This is a genomic window from Pseudomonas sp. AC239, assembly GCF_979258545.1.
Window position 1 is genome coordinate 3,071,215 of sequence record NZ_OZ409864.1, and the last position, 16,895, is coordinate 3,088,109.

Here is a 16,895-nt window from a genome sequence, read left to right on the forward strand (position 1 = left end):
TTTTGGGTTGTATGTAAAACCGCGTTTCTTCATCGAGAACTCAATGTCGCAAAACCCGCCTCCCGCCCAGCCCGCCTATGTCCTGCATTCGCGTGCCTATCGCGAAACCAGCGCATTGGTCGATTTCCTTACGCCGCAAGGTCGGCTGCGGGCAGTGTTGCGCAGTGCGCGGGGCAAGGCTGGAACATTGGCGCGGCCGTTCGTGGCGCTGGAGGTCGAGTTCCGTGGCAAGGGTGAGCTGAAGAATGTCGGGCGCATGGAAAGCTCCGGCACCTCGGCCTGGCTCAACGGCGAGGCGCTGTTCAGTGGTCTGTATCTCAACGAACTGTTGATTCGCCTGCTGCCTGCCGAGGATCCGCATCCTGCAGTATTTGATCATTACGCCGCGACCTTGCTGGCGCTGGCCGAAGGTCGACCGCTGGAGCCTTTGTTGCGCTCCTTCGAATGGCGATTGCTGGATGATCTCGGCTACGGCTTCTCCATGAACACCGATATGCACGGTGAGCCTGTGGCACCTGACGGTCTCTATCGCCTGCAAGTCGATGCCGGTCTCGAACGGGTGTATCTGCTGCAGCCGGGCCTGTTCAACGGTACCGAACTGCTGGCCATGGCCGAAGCCGACTGGTCGGCGCCCGGTGCGCTGTCGGCGGCCAAGCGTCTGATGCGCCAGGCGCTGGCAGTGCATTTGGGCGGGCGTCCGCTTGTCAGTCGCGAGCTGTTTCGCAAGCCCTGATATGCTGTGCGCCGAATCTCTCAATCCAGGAGCGCATCCGTGACCAGCAGCAATCGCATTCTTCTCGGCGTGAACATCGACCACGTCGCCACCCTGCGTCTGGCCCGTGGCACGCGCTATCCGGATCCGGTCAAAGCGGCGCTGGATGCAGAAGAGGCGGGCGCCGATGGCATCACCGTGCACCTGCGTGAAGACCGTCGGCACATCCAGGAGCGTGACGTGCTGCTGCTCAAAGATGTGCTGCAAACCCGCATGAACTTCGAAATGGGCGTCACCGAAGAAATGATGGCGTTCGCCGAGCGCATTCGCCCGGCGCATATCTGCCTGGTTCCGGAGACCCGTCAGGAGCTGACCACCGAAGGCGGTCTGGATGTGGCGGGGCAGGAAGAGCGCATCAGGGCTGCGGTCGAGCGGTTGTCGAAAATCGGTAGCGAAGTGTCACTGTTCATCGACGCCGACGAGCGCCAGATCGCCGCCTCCAAGCGCGTCGGTGCGCCGGCCATCGAGCTGCACACCGGGCGTTACGCCGATGCCGAAACCCCGACTGAAGTGGCAGAAGAGCTCAAGCGCGTCGCTGATGGCGTGGCATTTGGGCTGGCGCAGGGTCTGATCGTCAATGCCGGGCATGGCCTGCATTACCACAACGTTGAAGCTGTGGCGGCGATCAAAGGCATCAACGAACTGAACATTGGCCATGCGCTGGTGGCGCATGCGTTGTTCGTGGGCTTCAAATCTGCTGTGTCGGAAATGAAGGCGCTGATTCTGGCGGCGGCCAAGCACTGAGCAGCTACACAAAACCCCTGTGGGAGCGAGCCTGCTCGCGAAAACGATGTATCAGTCAAAGATAATGTCGACTGACACGACGCTTTCGCGAGCAGGCTCGCTCCCACAGTTGGATTTGAGGTGTGGGTTAAAGCGGGGCGGGTTCTTGCGCGGGTTTTGACTTGTCGATCGCCGGCACATGCAGGTTGCCCTCGGCCACCTGATCGCCTTCGAGCTGCGGCTGGGTTACCCAGGTCAGGATGTCGTAGTAGCGCCGGATGTTCGCTACGAAATGCACCGGTTCGCCACCCCGGGCGTAGCCGTAACGGGTCTTGCTGTACCACTGTTTCTGCGACAGGCGCGGCAGGATTTTTTTCACGTCCAGCCACTTGTCCGGATTCAAGCCTTCCTTCGCCGCCAGTTTGCGCGCGTCGTCCAGATGGCCGCTGCCGACGTTGTACGCCGCCAAGGCAAACCATGTGCGGTCCGGTTCCTGGATCGAATCGTCCAGCTGATCCTTCATATAGGCCAGGTACTTGGCGCCGCCCATGATGCTCTGCTTGGGATCGAGGCGGTTTGACACACCCATCGCCTGCGCGGTGTTCTGAGTCAGCATCATCAAGCCGCGCACGCCGGTTTTTGACGTCACTGCGGGCTGCCACAGCGATTCCTGATAACCGATGGCAGCCAGCAGGCGCCAATCGACTTTCTCTTTCTTCGCGTAATTCTTGAAGTGCTGTTCGTATTTCGGCAGGCGCTGCTGCAAATGCTGGGCGAAGGTGGTGGCGCCCATATAGCCGAGGACATCAACGTGGCCGTAGTAGCGGTCTTTCAGGCGTTGCAGGGTGCCGTTTTTCTGCACCTTGTCCAGATAGGCGTTGATTTCATTGAGCAGGCTGTTGTCCTCGCCCGGGCCAACCGCCCAACTCTGACTGCGCGCGTCACCGAGATCAAAGGCGACGCGGATGTTGGTGAAGTACACCTGGTTCATCGCCACTTCGTTGGAGTCGACCAACGTCAGGTCAATCTGGCCCTCATCGACCATGCGCAGGAGATCGACCACTTCAACCGCGTCGGATTCTTCGTATTCGATGCCGGGATATTTCTGTTTCAGCCCGGCCAGTTGCTCGGCGTGGGTGCTGCCCTTGAGCACGGTGATCTTCTTGCCGACCAGATCCGCCGGATCGGTTGGCCGCGACTGGCCGTTGCGGTAGATGATCTGCGGGGTGACTTCAAGGTAGGAATGGGAGAACCGCACCTGCTTCTTGCGTTCATCGCTGCTGACCAGACCGGCCGCCGCGAGCACCGGGCCGTTCGGCTTGCCGACCTGATTGAACAGGTCATCGAGATTGTCCGCGGTCTCGATCTTCAGCTCGACACCCAAATCGTCGGCGAAACGCTTCACCAGCTCGTATTCGAAGCCGGTTTCACCGCTGCGATCCTGAAAGTAGGTGGCGGGGCTGTTACGGGTAACCACCCGCAGCACACCGTCCTCCTTTACGCGCTCGAGTGTGTTGGGTTTATCAACACAGCCACCGAGCATCAGGAAGAGTCCGGTTGCGATCAGCCATTTGGCGTATCGCGGACGCAAAGCCGTTGGGAAAAACATCTGCGCAGTATACGCAAACGGCCACGGGCGCCATATCTCGACAGCGTAGGACTAGTCTGCTAGCGATCACAAATCCGAACGAAATCCCTTGAATACGGGCCTTCAGGGCATTTTGTTACAGTAAAAATAAGCCGCGCTGAAACGCTCGATTTACCTGACCCCGAAGGCAGAAACACAGATTGCTACCCGAGTGCAACCGTGCGTAGCGTTTCGGGTGATGTTGAGGTCGGTTTAGGCTAGAATGCACGGCCTCAAAGCACACCCCTTCCCGAGGCTGTCCCGAAGATGTTGATCCTGCGCGGCGCTCCTGCCCTTTCTGCCTTTCGCCACAGCAAACTCCTTGAGCAACTGAGCCAGAAGGTTCCAGCTGTCAGTGGCCTGTATGCTGAATTCGCTCACTTCGCCGAAGTCACCGGCGTCCTGACCGGCGACGAACAGCAGGTGCTAGCGCGCCTTCTGAAGTACGGCCCAAGTGTTCCGGTTCAAGAGCCGACCGGCCGTCTGTTTCTGGTGTTGCCGCGTTTCGGCACCATCTCGCCGTGGTCGAGCAAGGCCAGCGACATCGCCCGCAACTGCGGCCTGAGCAAGATCCAGCGCCTGGAACGCGGTATCGCCTTCTATGTTGCAGGGCAGTTCAGCGAAGCCGAAGCCCAACTGATTTCGGACGCCCTGCATGACCGCATGACCCAGATCGTGCTGGCCAACCTCGAGCAGGCCGCCGGTCTGTTCAGCCACGCCGAGCCAAAGCCGCTGACTGCAATCGACATCCTCGGTGGCGGTCGCGCCGCGCTGGAGAAGGCCAACACCGAGCTGGGCCTGGCCCTGGCTGAAGACGAGATCGACTATCTGGTCAACGCCTTCAATGGTCTCAAGCGCAACCCGCACGACATCGAACTGATGATGTTCGCCCAGGCCAACTCCGAGCACTGCCGCCACAAGATCTTCAACGCCAGTTGGGACATTGACGGCCAGAGCCAGGAAAAAAGCCTGTTCGGCATGATCAAGAACACCTATCAGATGCACAGCGAAGGCGTGTTGTCCGCTTATAAGGACAACGCTTCGGTGATCGTCGGCAACGTTGCCGGCCGCTTCTTCCCGAACCCTGAAACCCGCCAGTACGGCGCGGTGCAGGAGCCGGTGCACATCCTGATGAAGGTTGAAACCCACAACCACCCGACCGCGATTGCTCCGTTCCCGGGTGCATCGACCGGTTCCGGCGGTGAGATTCGTGACGAAGGTGCAACCGGGCGCGGCGCCAAGCCCAAGGCCGGCCTCACCGGTTTCACTGTATCGAACCTGCAGATCCCGGGCTTCGAACAGCCGTGGGAAGTGCCGTACGGCAAGCCTGAGCGCATCGTCACCGCGCTGGACATCATGATCGAAGGCCCGCTCGGCGGCGCTGCGTTCAACAACGAATTCGGTCGTCCGGCGCTGACCGGCTACTTCCGTACCTTCGAACAATCGATTACCACTCCGCACGGTGACGAAGTGCGTGGTTACCACAAGCCGATCATGCTCGCTGGCGGCATGGGCAACATCCGTGAAGAACACGTCAAGAAAGGCGAGATCGTTGTTGGTTCGAAGCTGATCGTGCTCGGCGGCCCGGCGATGTTGATCGGTCTGGGCGGCGGCGCGGCTTCGTCGATGGCCACCGGCACCAGTTCGGCGGATCTGGATTTTGCTTCCGTGCAACGTGAAAACCCGGAAATGGAGCGTCGTTGCCAGGAAGTCATCGACCGTTGCTGGCAACTGGGTGACAAGAACCCGATCAGCTTCATCCACGACGTCGGCGCAGGCGGTCTGTCCAACGCCTTCCCGGAACTGGTCAACGACGGCGACCGTGGTGGCCGTTTCGAACTGCGCAACATTCCCAACGACGAGCCGGGCATGGCCCCGCACGAAATCTGGTCCAACGAATCCCAGGAACGTTACGTTCTCGCGGTCGGCCCGGCTGATTTCGAGCGTTTCAAGGCGATCTGCGAACGCGAGCGTTGCCCGTTTGCCGTAGTCGGTGAAGCCACTGCCGAGCCGCAGCTGACCGTGACCGACAGCCACTTCGGCAACAACCCGGTGGACATGCCCCTGGAAGTGTTGCTGGGCAAAGCGCCGCGCATGCACCGTTCGGTGGTTCGCGAAGCTGAATTGGGCGATGACTTCGATCCGTCGAACCTCGACATCACCGAGTCCATCGAACGCGTTCTGCATCACCCGGCCGTGGCAAGCAAGAGCTTCTTGATCACCATCGGCGACCGCACCATCACTGGCCTCGTCGCCCGTGACCAGATGGTCGGCCCATGGCAGGTGCCGGTGGCTGACGTTGCCGTCACCGCCACCAGTTTCGACGTCTACACCGGTGAAGCCATGGCGATGGGCGAGCGTACACCGCTGGCTCTGCTGGACGCGCCGGCATCGGGCCGCATGGCCATCGGCGAAACCATCACCAACATTGCCGCCTCGCGTATCAACAAGCTCTCCGACATCAAACTGTCGGCGAACTGGATGTCCGCTGCCGGCCACCCGGGCGAAGACGCGCGTCTGTACGACACCGTAAAAGCGGTCGGCATGGAACTGTGCCCTGAGCTGGGCATCACCATTCCGGTGGGCAAGGACTCGATGTCCATGGCCACGCGCTGGAACGATAACGGCGAAGACAAGACCGTCACCTCGCCGATGTCGCTGATCGTGACCGGTTTCGCGCCAGTGGCTGACATCCGTCAGACCCTGACTCCGGAACTGCGCATGGACAAGGGCACCACCGACCTGATCCTGATCGACCTCGGTCGCGGGCAGAACCGCATGGGTGCTTCGATCCTTGCGCAGGTCCACGGCAAACTCGGCCAGCATGCGCCGGATGTCGATGACGCCGAAGACCTGAAAGCTTTCTTCGCGGTGATCCAGGGCCTCAACGCCGACGGTCACCTGCTGGCCTACCACGACCGTTCCGATGGTGGTCTGCTGACCTCCGTGGTGGAAATGGCCTTCGCCGGCCACTGCGGTCTGAGCCTGAACCTGGACAGCGTTGCCGAATCCGCTTCGGAAATCGCCGCGATCCTGTTCAACGAAGAACTCGGTGTGGTGATCCAGGTTCGCCAGGACGCCACCCCGGACATTCTCGCGCAATTCAGCGCCGCCGGTCTGGGCGACTGCGTGTCGGTGATCGGTCAGCCGATCAACAATGGCCAGATCAACATCACCTTCAACGGTGACACCGTGTTCGAAGGCCAGCGTCGTCTGCTGCAACGTCAGTGGGCCGAGACCAGCTACCAGATCCAGCGTCTGCGCGACAACGCCGACTGCGCCGAGCAGGAATTCGACGCGCTGCTGGAAGAAGACAACCCGGGCCTGAGCGTCAAGCTCAGCTACGACGTCAACCAGGACATCGCCGCGCCTTACATCAAGAAAGGCATCCGCCCACAGGTTGCCGTGCTGCGTGAGCAGGGCGTCAACGGTCAGGTGGAAATGGCCGCCGCTTTCGACCGCGCCGGTTTCAGCGCGATCGACGTGCACATGAGCGATATCCTCGCCGGCCGTGTCGATCTCAACGAGTTCAAAGGCCTGGTGGCCTGCGGTGGTTTCTCCTACGGCGACGTCCTCGGCGCCGGTGAAGGCTGGGCCAAGTCGGCGCTGTTCAACAGCCGCGCCCGCGATGCGTTCCAGGGCTTCTTCGAGCGTAACGACAGCTTCACCCTCGGGGTGTGCAACGGTTGCCAGATGATGTCCAACCTGCACGAGCTGATTCCGGGCAGCGAGTTCTGGCCGCACTTCGTGCGCAACCGCTCCGAGCAGTTCGAAGCGCGTGTGGCGATGGTGCAGATCCAGGAGTCGAACTCGATCTTCCTGCAGGGCATGGCCGGTTCGCGCATGCCGATCGCTATCGCGCACGGTGAAGGTCACGCCGAGTTCGCCAGCGAAGAAGCACTGCTCGAGGCCGATCTGTCCGGTTGCGTGGCGATGCGTTTCGTCGACAACCATGGCAAGGTCACCGAAGCCTATCCGGCCAACCCGAACGGCTCGCCGCGCGGGATCACCGGTCTCACCAGCCGTGACGGCCGTGTGACGATCATGATGCCGCACCCTGAGCGGGTATTCCGCGCGGTGCAGAACTCGTGGCGTTCGGAAGACTGGAACGAAGATGCACCATGGATGCGTATGTTCCGTAATGCGCGCGTCTGGGTTAATTAAGGCCTGTGTACAAGCTTGCGTTTTTCGTTCCCGACAGCCATGTCGAGGTGGTCAAGGGCGCTGTGTTCGCTGCCGGTGGTGGGCGGATCGGTGACTATGACCATTGTGCCTGGCAGGTGCCTGGCCTGGGCCAGTTTCGACCGTTGGACGGCAGTCAGCCGTTTATCGGTCAGGCGGGGCAGGTTGAGCGGGTTGAGGAATGGAAGGTTGAGCTTGTCGTTGCGGATGAGTTAATTGTGGCTGTTGTGGCGGCGTTGAAGCTCAGTCATCCGTATGAGACGCCGGCTTATGAGGTGTGGCGGCTGGAGGATTTCTGATCTTCTTTGCTGCTTGAACGTGAAACCCGCAGATGAGGGATTGTCTGTGGGTTTTTTGTTGGCCTTGGTTTTATTTTGATTTGGGTGAATATCCGTTTTTGCGGTGCTGCGGCTGGCGGTTTCGCCTGACGGCGACTTACTTTTTTACAAGCCCCCCCGTGTCAGCCTACCTGTCACCTCTGTTGATTGACTCAACCATTCATGGGGGCGAAGGTGTCTAGCAATGCCGAAGCGTTATGACGATGACTTCAGAGACTGGGCTGTTCTTCAAATGATGCCGCCCTTAAACCGTTCCGTAGCAGAGCTCGCCGTTGCAATCGGCGTCACCCCACAGTCACTGCGAAACTGGAGGCAAATGGCTAGAGATAAAGGATTGATTGTTCCTGGGAATAATAAAACCAGCAATCAGTGGTCCAGCGCCGACAAATTCAACGCCGTTCTGGAAACCGCGCCGTTGAGCGAGGTAGAGCTTTCACAATATTGCCGAATCAAGGGCATTTATCCTGAGCAGATTCAGCAATGGCGCCAAGCTTGCCAGAATGCCAACACTGCGATGGAGCCTCAGCCCAACAAAAAACCGACCACCGAGCAAATACGGATAAAGGAGCTGGAGCGACAACTGCTTCGATCCGATGCTGATTGCAAGGAGGCGGTCGCTTTACTGGAACTCAGAAAAAAAGCCAATGCGATCTGGGGCAAGGACAAGGAAGGCTGATCAGCGCCCCTGATCGTGTGCAGGCTTTGGGCCTGATCGCTGAGGCAGTAGCAAGTGGTGCTCGTCGGTTTCGTGCATGCAAAGAGATCGGGCTGTGTTTGCGGACGGTTCAGCGTTGGCGACACTGCGAAGCCGACAAGCGCCAGATCATCAAGCGCGAAGCACCGTCCAACAAACTCAGCGTCGCAGAGCGTCAGGCTGTTTTGGATGCTGCTAATCAACCTGGCTACGCGAGTCTGACACCGCACCAGATTGTCCCGAAGTTAGCTGACGAAGGTATCTATCTGGCATCGGAATCAACATTCTATCGGGTGCTGAAAGAGGCAAATCAGAATAGCCGTCGAGGCCGAGCCAAAGCTCCGAAGCGCCGAGCTTTGACCACACATTGTGCTGATGCCCCAAATCGAGTTTGGTGTTGGGATATCACGTGGTTACCCACCACCGTTAAAGGTCGCTTTTACTACTGGTACATGGTCAAAGACATCTATAGCCGCAAATTAGTGACCAACGAAGTACACGAATCCGAACGCGCAGAACATGCATGCGTACTGCTTGAAAAAGGATGCTTGCGAGAGCGTACGGCGGGTCGTCCGCTGGTACTGCACTCGGACAACGGTCACGTAATGAGAGGCTCGCTTCTTCGAGAAAGCATGATTGCATTGGGCGTCGAACCGTCGTTCAGCCGACCCCGAGTAAGCAATGACAACGCCTATGCCGAAGCGCTTTTTCGTACGGCCAAGTATTGCCCGCTGTGGCCCGAGCGGCCCTTCGACAACCTCACGGAAGCACGACTCTGGGTGCAGAAATTCGTTGAGTGGTACAACGACGAGCATCGTCATAGCGCCTTGAAATACGTGACGCCCAATGAGCGTCACGAAGGCAAGGCACCTGCGTTACTGCAGGCACGGGAGAATCTTTACAAGGCAGCCAAAGCAACTAACCCTAGCCGTTGGAGCGGCGAAGTACGTAATTGGAAACTCGCAAACGCTGTTTACCTGAATCCAGAGCGCCCTGAAACAAGGGCGTAATAGACTCCTAAAACAGCCGTGAAGCGACAGATACGTTGACACGCACCGAAGCGCCAAAAAAAGTAAGCAAAAAACGCTAGCTCCTGCGTTCGGCCCTCGCAGGCTCGGGTTCCTTCGCTGCGGGATCGATCCGGGCGCAGCGGCTACGGTTTGCTGCGCTGCACCTCCTTCCGCTGTGTTCGACTTCGTCGAACGGTCGCTGCGCTCCCACGCCTGGATCAATCCCTCCACTCAGCCTTCCGACGTCGCCAGTGGATCAAGATCAAGAGCACTCGAGCTTGCGCTCATTGTTGAGTGGGGCGGCTTTGCCGCGGGCAGCTTCGCTGCTTTGCTTTTCTGTGGGAGCGAGCCTGCTCGCGAAGGCGGCCTGACAGCCGACCCGTTTCTCGCTGAATGCTTGCGATCAAACTGTGGGAGCGGGCTTGCTCGCGAAGGCGGCCTGGCAGCCGACCTGTTTCTCGCTGAATGCTTGCGATCAAACTGTGGGAGCGAGCCTGCTCGCGAAGGCGGCCTGACAGCCGACCCGTTTCTCGCTGAATGCTTGCGATCAAACTGTGGGAGCGGGCTTGCTCGCGAAGGCGGCCTGACAGCCGACCCGTTTCTCGCTGAATGCTTGCGATCAAACTGTGGGAGCGGGCTTGCTCGCGAAGGCGGCCTGACAGCCGACCCGTTTCTCGCTGAATGCTTGCGATCAAACTGTGGGAGCGGGCTTGCTCGCGACGGCGGCCTGACAGCCGACCCGTTTCTCGCTGAATGCACCCGATCACAATTGTAGGAGTGAGCCTGCTCGCGTTGAGGCCCATCCAGGCGCCCGAGAATTGGCGATTGTTTAAATCCGGTAACCAATAACCCGAACCTTCCCACAAGGTTTTCAGGTTGTCCGTCGGACGTGCGATCTCTAGTCTTTTCCCGTCGCTGCGAATCAGCGATCGGGAGTGAGATCCCCGGATAGCTTGCAACTGGCGCCAGCACCACGATAATTGGCGCCAGCTCAATCTGCTGCCTGCTTTATGGCGGCTGTGTGCGGGCAGACTTCGGTCTGGCCGGTTGTCTGCTCCGGTGGATCTCACCTCGCACATAGCTGCCACCTATTCGCCGCGTGAGATCCGGCGATCGATGGCTGCCCATCAGCATCAGCAGGAGAAGCATTTCGGATAAGATCGTCCCCGACCCACCCCTCGAACCCACCACCCCCCTCGAACCCACCACCCCCCTCGAACAAACCATCCGCGCCGACGACCTTGCGAAAAACCGCGAAGCGATCAAGCGCGCTCTGGATTTTTACCTGTGCCCACAGCCGAGCAAGGCGTGCCCGCCCAGCACCATGTTCCTCATCCAGCCCGACGTCGACACCGAGACCCTGCTGGCCCACGCCTGTGAATCCCTCGCTTCAGCCAACACCCTGGCCAGTGATTTCGCCGATCAGCTGGGGCGACCGCAACGCCATACCGCGCTGGCGATTCAGCAGATCATCATGCTTGCCGAGCTGGCGGTGAACCGTGCGCTGGATCGGGTTGATCCTCGCGCCTGAAAAGCAGGCATCATCCAGGCGATAAATGGCGCGCGGCTTTGAGCTCGGCATTCAACGCCGGATTCCAAGCCAAAAAACCACCGGGCCATCAAGCTCGGTGGTTCCATAATGTGCAATCGCCCTGGCGTCACTTCACCTGGGTCAGCGGCACATCTGCTGCAAGCATATCGATCAGTGTTTGCAGGTATTTGAATAGCTGGTCTTTTTTCCCCCAGCGATCAATGAACAACAAGCCTTGGTCATTGACTTGAATCGGCGTGACAACGATCTCGTCAGTCCTGGACTTATGCACCACGCTGGCGCTGCGGGTGTCTGCGTTCTCGATCAGGAAGTGCCCGCGTTGGGTCAGTCTGCTACGACTGACCGATGGCGTCGCGACAGGCTTTTTCCTCCCGGGGACGGCCACTTCCATCAGAAAGTCGCAGTTCACGGCCCTTACGATGTCGCGCTTGCCGCTGACAAATTCCCATGTGCCGCGGTGAATGTCTCTGGCCAGTTCGGGCGCTGTGTCGCGTACGTGCAGGCTGACGGCTGAAAGAGTATCGGCCAGACCTGGCACTCCCAGATTGTAATTGGTGTGCGCACTGCCGATGAGGGCCAGCCATTTATGCGGTCCGTTTGCCAGTTGATCAGCATTGATCACCTCGGTAGCGAAATAGCTGAACATCTCGTTTCGCGAAATATCCTCGTCATAGATGCCCTTGAGGTGGTAAGAGGCTGTGCAATCGAGGGCCCTGATGCGAATTTTGTATTTGGCCGCCGCCTGGAAGACCGCGGTGTACGTATCGTTGCCTTTATAAGTGGGCATGTGTCCTTGATCCTGAGCACGCAGATACGCTTTCAGCCTGTCCGGCATGAGCTGGTCTTGCAGAAAAATATCCAGATCGGCCTGGTGCAGGTCGGTGAGCAGGTGCTCCACATACAACGTGTCATACCCCGCTTCCTTGATTGCTTTCATGTGCTTTATCAGCAGCGCTTTGCTTGCCACATCGCCGTGGGCTTCGCCGATCAGCAGATTTAAATCCCCGTCGCGCAACTGCTGCAAAAAAGCTTCGAATGTGCAGTCGGAGGTGAGCACCGGCAGGATTGGCGCGTCTGGAGGGTCGAAATCGGTAAAAGCGTTTCTGGCTGTTGTCTCCAGACGATTGCGCTGGGCGAGGAAAGCGTCGTAGGCCTTTCTTTCACGAGGTACTGTTGGGGCGTAGTGCGAATCCAGGGATTTGGGTTGAGGCAACATGTCGGCGATGGCGTCGCGCAACGGCGCGGCAATGTCGAAGTCACTGAAGTGATCAACAGCGGCGGGAGTGGCTGCGGGCCTGGACACTGGCCGGGGCGCCTTGTACGTGCTCGGCATTTGCACGAGAAAATCACCTTGCGCTTTCGCCTCTCCGACGGTGGCACCGAGCGCATCCCTGCTTACGCGTGCGGGTTGATACAAGTCGACATCTTCGACACGCACAGCAACGGCGTCATGCAGGTCGGCCAGCCCCGGAGTCTTGTCGAAGGTGCACATGCGTGACTGTTCGGTGAGGACGATCCAGCGTTCCTGCGGCGCATCGGCGATATCGGCAGCCAGGGCCTTGTGCGAGTAGAAATTCCTGATGCTGTTACTGCGGGGCGTCAATGGCGAAATTCTTGACAACACCATGGCGTGCTCCAGTTCATAACTGGTAGAGGCATCCAGCGCACTGATTTTAAAGCCCTTTTCCCGCGCCGTGCGTACCAGCCCCAGATAGGAGAAGGCGGCGTCCTTCCCATGCCCTAGTGCCGCATCCATGGTTTCAAGATGTTTTTTGATATTTTTCCAGCTTCGACCTTTGTTCATTTTTTCCAGCTTGGGATGGAAAACATCGCCCGCCAGATATTCCACATAGAGACGCTTGAAGCCACTGGCAGCGAGCGCGTCCAGATTATCGATCAGCAGTTGTTTACTGGCGATCGAACCGGGTTGGGCGCCGATGACCAGATTTTTCCCCTTGCACGCATCGCTGGTGATCAGCTGTGCAAATGTGCTGTCGGCGGCAACGTCAGCGACCTGAGCGCGAGCGGGCAATGGCGCGAGTTCAGCGAAATGTCGGATGGCGTCTTTGGTGAGTGTTTGCACTTGCTCCAGGTAGGCTGTGCGTGTCTTGGAAAGTTTCTCGACAGTCTGGGCAAGCATTGAATGTGGCCGCGCCATGAAAGCCACGCTGTCTTTGAGGGCCTCACTTCTGGACTCCGGATCCATTACTTTTTTGACGTTGTCCCAATGTTCGGGCGCGACACCATAATCTTTATGCGGCCCCGGCGTTTCTGGAACAGCGTCATATTTTGGCGCGCCGCCGGCCACACCGCTGCGCACCATCATGCCGTCCGCGTTGCGCACGGTGAGGATGCCAGTCGATACCAGCTCCGGGCTGCCGGGCACAGTGGTGTACAACAAGTAACGGCCGAGCGCGTCGGGTTGGTGACTGGCCCAGTAGAGCTTCCCCCTGAACATCACCGTACCCATGTCATCCCGCTGCGGTGTGGCTGCAACCCGGTCAATCAGCGTAACTGTCTGTTGCTGCTCTATGCTGGCGGCCCTGGCGGTCTGGCGCAGCGGTCGGTTGAGCGGTTTGAGTGAGCGCAGAGTTGGACGCAGGTCGGTCAGCACTGCGCCGGCACTGTTGAACATATAACCGAGCAGGTGCATGAATGCTTCGCCCTGTTCACCTTGGCGATACGCGTGCAGCGCCAGCATGGCGTCCTTGAACGCCAGCAACAGTCCCGTGCTCAGACTCAACAAAGGAAAAGGCGCGGTCGCGATGGCGGTAACCCATTCGAGGCAAGTCCAGAGCACGCCGCTGATCATCTGTGCCCGGCTGGTGGTGGTGGCGTGGACATCATCGATCTTGCGTTGCAGCTTCATGTCATACAGGACATTGCGCAGGTCCTTGACTGGATCTATCGACGTCGTCGGGTCATAGCGGGCTGGACCTGGCGTGGTTCGGTTGATCTCCTGTGGCAGGTCCTTTTTGGCCGTTTCCAGAAACGTACGGACCCGCTTCTGAGCCTGGACCCCGACCCTGACTGTCAGATATTCGATCAGCCCATCGGTATGCTTGAGCAGGTAATTGAATAGCCGCGCTTCGCGAAAAGCGACACCGTCGGGGGCATCCGGGGTGTAGAGCAGCGCCGGCTGTTTGTCGTGGCTGAACAACCAGGTATCGATGACCCATTCACCGTCAATCATCAGCCGGTGGATCGGATAGCGAGTGCGCGTTGGCGGCGAAGTGTCGTCCATGCTGGCGATGCTCCGCTCCAGCCATTGCCGATCGCTGGAGCTGATATGCCCCTGCAGTTGGCATTCCAGGGCAGCGCTTTTCATTTGCCGCTGAGTAATGGCCATGATGGTGTTGCGCCGGAGCACATAGCCTTTGCTGGCTGGACTCTGCAGTTCGGCTTTGACTTTGTCGGTATAGCGTTTGCCAATCCAGACCCCGGTGACCGAGCGCGCGACATTCTGCGCAGTGAGGCTGCTGACATCGATCCCCTCCGGCCCCTTGAAGCGCGCCGATCGGGAAAATTTTGCATCGAGGAAACCGATCCCGTCGGCATAGCCGTCACGATACAGCTCGGTGTAGGTCAGCGGCTTGGGGGTCAACGCCGGAATGACCGACATCGGTAAGTAGGCCCAGACGGTGTCCGGGTCGACATCATTGTCCGGGCGTTTAAGCAAGCGGTTCAGGCTGATCTTTGCGTGCTTGTGCACGAAAGCATCGAAGGCCGGAAAGCGGCTGCCGGATAACGGATGCTTGGCAAATGCGCGCAAGGTGTTCTCGGCGCCTTCGGTCAGGGTCGTCAGTTGTCTGCGGTGGGCGGCGGTGGTCTGGCGATACCATAGCGGCGTGTTGAAGTCGTAGTCATCGATTCGCGCCGACAGCACGTGCTCAGCCATTGCGTGCAGGCAATCGAGATGGCTGCCACAGTGCTCGAAAGTGACCTTTTTGTATTCCTTGGCCTCAGGCTTGAAGCTCAGCGCGGACAGTACCTTGCGCATACTCGGACGAAAGCGCATTGGCGCGCGATTGAGCAGGTAGCCAGCCATGCTCTCGGGGTCATTGAGGCTCTTCGCCCAGTCGAGCACGTGGGTCTGGCATTCGATTTCGCTGTCGAAAGCCTGGAACTGCCGGTCGCGTGGCGCTTGTGGAGTGCACAGCAATACGCGTTTCACGGCGCCAGTGGCGCTGGACTCGCGCAGTACCCACAGATCCTGCAATTGTGCACCGTGCAAGGACAGTGTTGCGGCCTGCAAGTGAAGGTCACTGGCGTTGCGCAGTCGCTGGATCATTTGTACGTCGCTGTCGAGCAGATGCCCCTGCAACATGGCGCTGTAGGCCAGGGCGACGATCCTTTGGTCGAGCATATGCTCGATGGCTGGTCGGACGGTGCGTCGGGCATGCATGTCGCGCTGCAACTGAGCGAAGTCGACGCGAGGCTGCAAGTCGATTGCCTGCTCGACCAGCCAGGCGGGCGTCAGGTCGGCGAATTCCGGCGGCAGGGGCGCATGGTCATACCTGAGCGTGGTGTGCCTTAGGAATTCCGAGCCCGGCAATTCATCGCCGGTGTGCGGGCCTCGCAGCGACAGGTCGAGCAGGCTGCGCTGATGAACATAGACGCCGAATCCAGGCACGCGCCGATCAGTGCTGATCTGCAGTTTATCGATGTCCAGATCGTCGATTTCCAGGTCATCGCTCAGACGCTGCAGCCATTGTTCGCGAGCGAGCGCCGTCAGGCTGACCAGCGGCCCCATCAGGTCGAGCAGTTTCTGTCGCGCCTGTTGATAGTTGCCGACATGCTCTGCCAGCTCGGCCTGCCGGGTGGCACTGGCGCTGCGAAACCAGTCCGGTGCGCTGTTACGCAAATGCCGTTCGAACAGCGTCTGGGCACGCAATTCGAGGCGCGGGGTGAGCTCCGGTAGCGCAACGGCGATGGCACGGTCGAGGGCGGCGAGCAATTGCGCCGGGTCCTGTTGAGAATTGTCGACGAAGCTCAACGCCCGTTCGATGTCTTGCGTGCGTTTATCGGCGAGGGTGTCACAGGCGCGCTCGAACAGCGGCTGACTGTCGATCAAAGACAGTTGCAACGGCCAGATGCCGGCTGCGCTCAAGTCGTGATAACGCACGGGCAGCATTTGTTGGAATTCCTCGCGGCTGGCGGGGTGTTGCAGGTAGTGCAACAGCCGGGCATCCAGATCTTCCAGCGAGTCGAAGGCTTCTATACCTCGCGAAGGAGTGAACAACAGCACGTCGCCGACGTTTTGTGTGGTGACCAGACCATCGAGCGTCGGGCTGCTTTTTTCAGTCACCACAAAAGCGCCGGCGAGTTCGACGGTTTGCCCCTGGTAGCTGAATTGCACAGCGTAGGCTGCCGGTCGCAGGGCCGGGCCCAGGGTGGGTTTTTCCAGCAGCGCGCCGGCGTCGGGGTGCAGCAGGCGATCTTTTACAGCCTGCCGCGCCTCGTGCTCGAGCGCGGTGAACCCTGCATCGTAGGTCAGAAAAGACTTTGCGGATTTTCCGTCGATCTGGTCACGCAGATCCATGTCCAGCAATGTCGTATCGAGGGTGTTTTTCAGGCCCGCCACCAGGGCCTTGCCACTACTGCTCTGCAGATCGCTGTCTGCCAGGGCCTGATACAGCGCACGGCTGCGCCGCACAAACTGTTCGCGATGGCTCTTGAGCAAGCCGTTGATGCGGTTCAGATAGCCTTGTTCGGTCGTGGTTTTCTGCTCTGGCAACAGCGCGTTTTCGAGATTGAAAAAGTGATGCCCGATCTGATTGAGATCGCTTCTGATCTCATCGAACGTCGGGGCGGTGGATGTGCTCATGGGCACGCTCTCCATGCGTGTGGGATGAACACCGAGCATGCCGAGAGTGCGCGAGAGGAGGGTGGTAGATATGTATTGGTTTGCCGGCGGAAAAATAGCCCGCCGTGCGTGTCGCGCTTTGTCGCACGGCGGGCCACAGGCCGATGCTTTGAACTTTGGAAGCGAGCCTG

General features: G+C 59.3%; 8 protein-coding genes. 6 read left to right on the top strand and 2 right to left on the bottom strand.

Annotation, left to right across the window (positions count from 1 at the left end; all coding sequences use genetic code 11):
• Window positions 1-43: 43 nt before the first annotated feature.
• Both recO and pdxJ read left to right on the top strand, forming a co-directional pair.
• Window positions 44-733 (top strand): DNA repair protein RecO, encoded by a 690-nt coding sequence (gene recO / locus ACZ0AZ_RS13840; RefSeq protein WP_016771561.1) that lies wholly within the window; start codon window positions 44-46, stop codon window positions 731-733.
• Between the two features lie 39 nt (window positions 734-772).
• The gene (gene pdxJ / locus ACZ0AZ_RS13845) at window positions 773-1,516 is read left to right on the top strand and encodes a pyridoxine 5'-phosphate synthase (protein WP_463537560.1); all 744 of its coding nucleotides are present in this window, start codon (window positions 773-775) and stop codon (window positions 1,514-1,516) included.
• A gap of 127 nt (window positions 1,517-1,643) precedes the next feature.
• On the opposite strand, the gene mltF is transcribed toward pdxJ, so the two are convergent.
• Window positions 1,644-3,104: a membrane-bound lytic murein transglycosylase MltF gene (gene mltF / locus ACZ0AZ_RS13850; protein WP_080769376.1), complete on the bottom strand. Its 1,461-nt coding sequence runs from the start codon at window positions 3,102-3,104 to the stop codon at window positions 1,644-1,646.
• A 285-nt stretch (window positions 3,105-3,389) separates the two neighbouring features.
• Between mltF and purL the strand changes: the two genes are divergently transcribed.
• From purL to ACZ0AZ_RS13870, 4 genes are all read left to right on the top strand, one after another.
• On the top strand, window positions 3,390-7,286 hold the full coding sequence (gene purL, locus ACZ0AZ_RS13855) for a phosphoribosylformylglycinamidine synthase (RefSeq protein WP_463537561.1): 3,897 nt from the start codon (window positions 3,390-3,392) through the stop codon (window positions 7,284-7,286).
• A 5-nt stretch (window positions 7,287-7,291) separates the two neighbouring features.
• Window positions 7,292-7,603 carry a YqfO family protein gene (locus ACZ0AZ_RS13860; protein WP_039759161.1) on the top strand — a complete coding sequence of 104 codons (312 nt, stop codon included), beginning with the start codon at window positions 7,292-7,294 and terminating at the stop codon, window positions 7,601-7,603.
• A gap of 223 nt (window positions 7,604-7,826) precedes the next feature.
• Window positions 7,827-9,346, top strand: a protein-coding gene (locus tag ACZ0AZ_RS13865) for an IS3 family transposase (RefSeq protein WP_374046330.1) whose coding sequence is annotated in 2 segments (ribosomal slippage) — window positions 7,827-8,292 and window positions 8,292-9,346 — 1,521 coding nt in all. Because the reading frame shifts where the segments join, the coding sequence is not laid out codon by codon here.
• 1,147 nt (window positions 9,347-10,493) lie between these two features.
• Complete coding sequence (locus ACZ0AZ_RS13870; RefSeq protein ID WP_463571027.1) at window positions 10,494-10,877, top strand: DUF6124 family protein; 384 nt, start codon at window positions 10,494-10,496, stop codon at window positions 10,875-10,877.
• Window positions 10,878-11,004: 127 nt separating this feature from the next.
• Here the strand turns inward: ACZ0AZ_RS13870 and ACZ0AZ_RS13875 are convergent, their stop codons facing one another.
• Window positions 11,005-16,725, bottom strand: a complete 5,721-nt coding sequence (locus ACZ0AZ_RS13875; RefSeq protein WP_463570826.1) for a membrane-targeted effector domain-containing toxin — start codon at window positions 16,723-16,725, stop codon at window positions 11,005-11,007.
• Between the last annotated feature and the right edge of the window lie 170 nt (window positions 16,726-16,895).

Bases quoted from the DNA above. Each gene is read 5' to 3' on its own strand.
- purL (WP_463537561.1), top strand. From the start codon at position 3,390: ATGTTGATCCTGCGCGGCGCTCCTGCCCTTTCTGCCTTTCGCCACAGC.
- recO (WP_016771561.1), top strand. From the start codon at position 44: ATGTCGCAAAACCCGCCTCCCGCCCAGCCCGCCTATGTCCTGCATTCG.
- ACZ0AZ_RS13875 (WP_463570826.1), bottom strand. From the start codon at position 16,725: ATGAGCACATCCACCGCCCCGACGTTCGATGAGATCAGAAGCGATCTC.
- mltF (WP_080769376.1), bottom strand. From the start codon at position 3,104: ATGTTTTTCCCAACGGCTTTGCGTCCGCGATACGCCAAATGGCTGATC.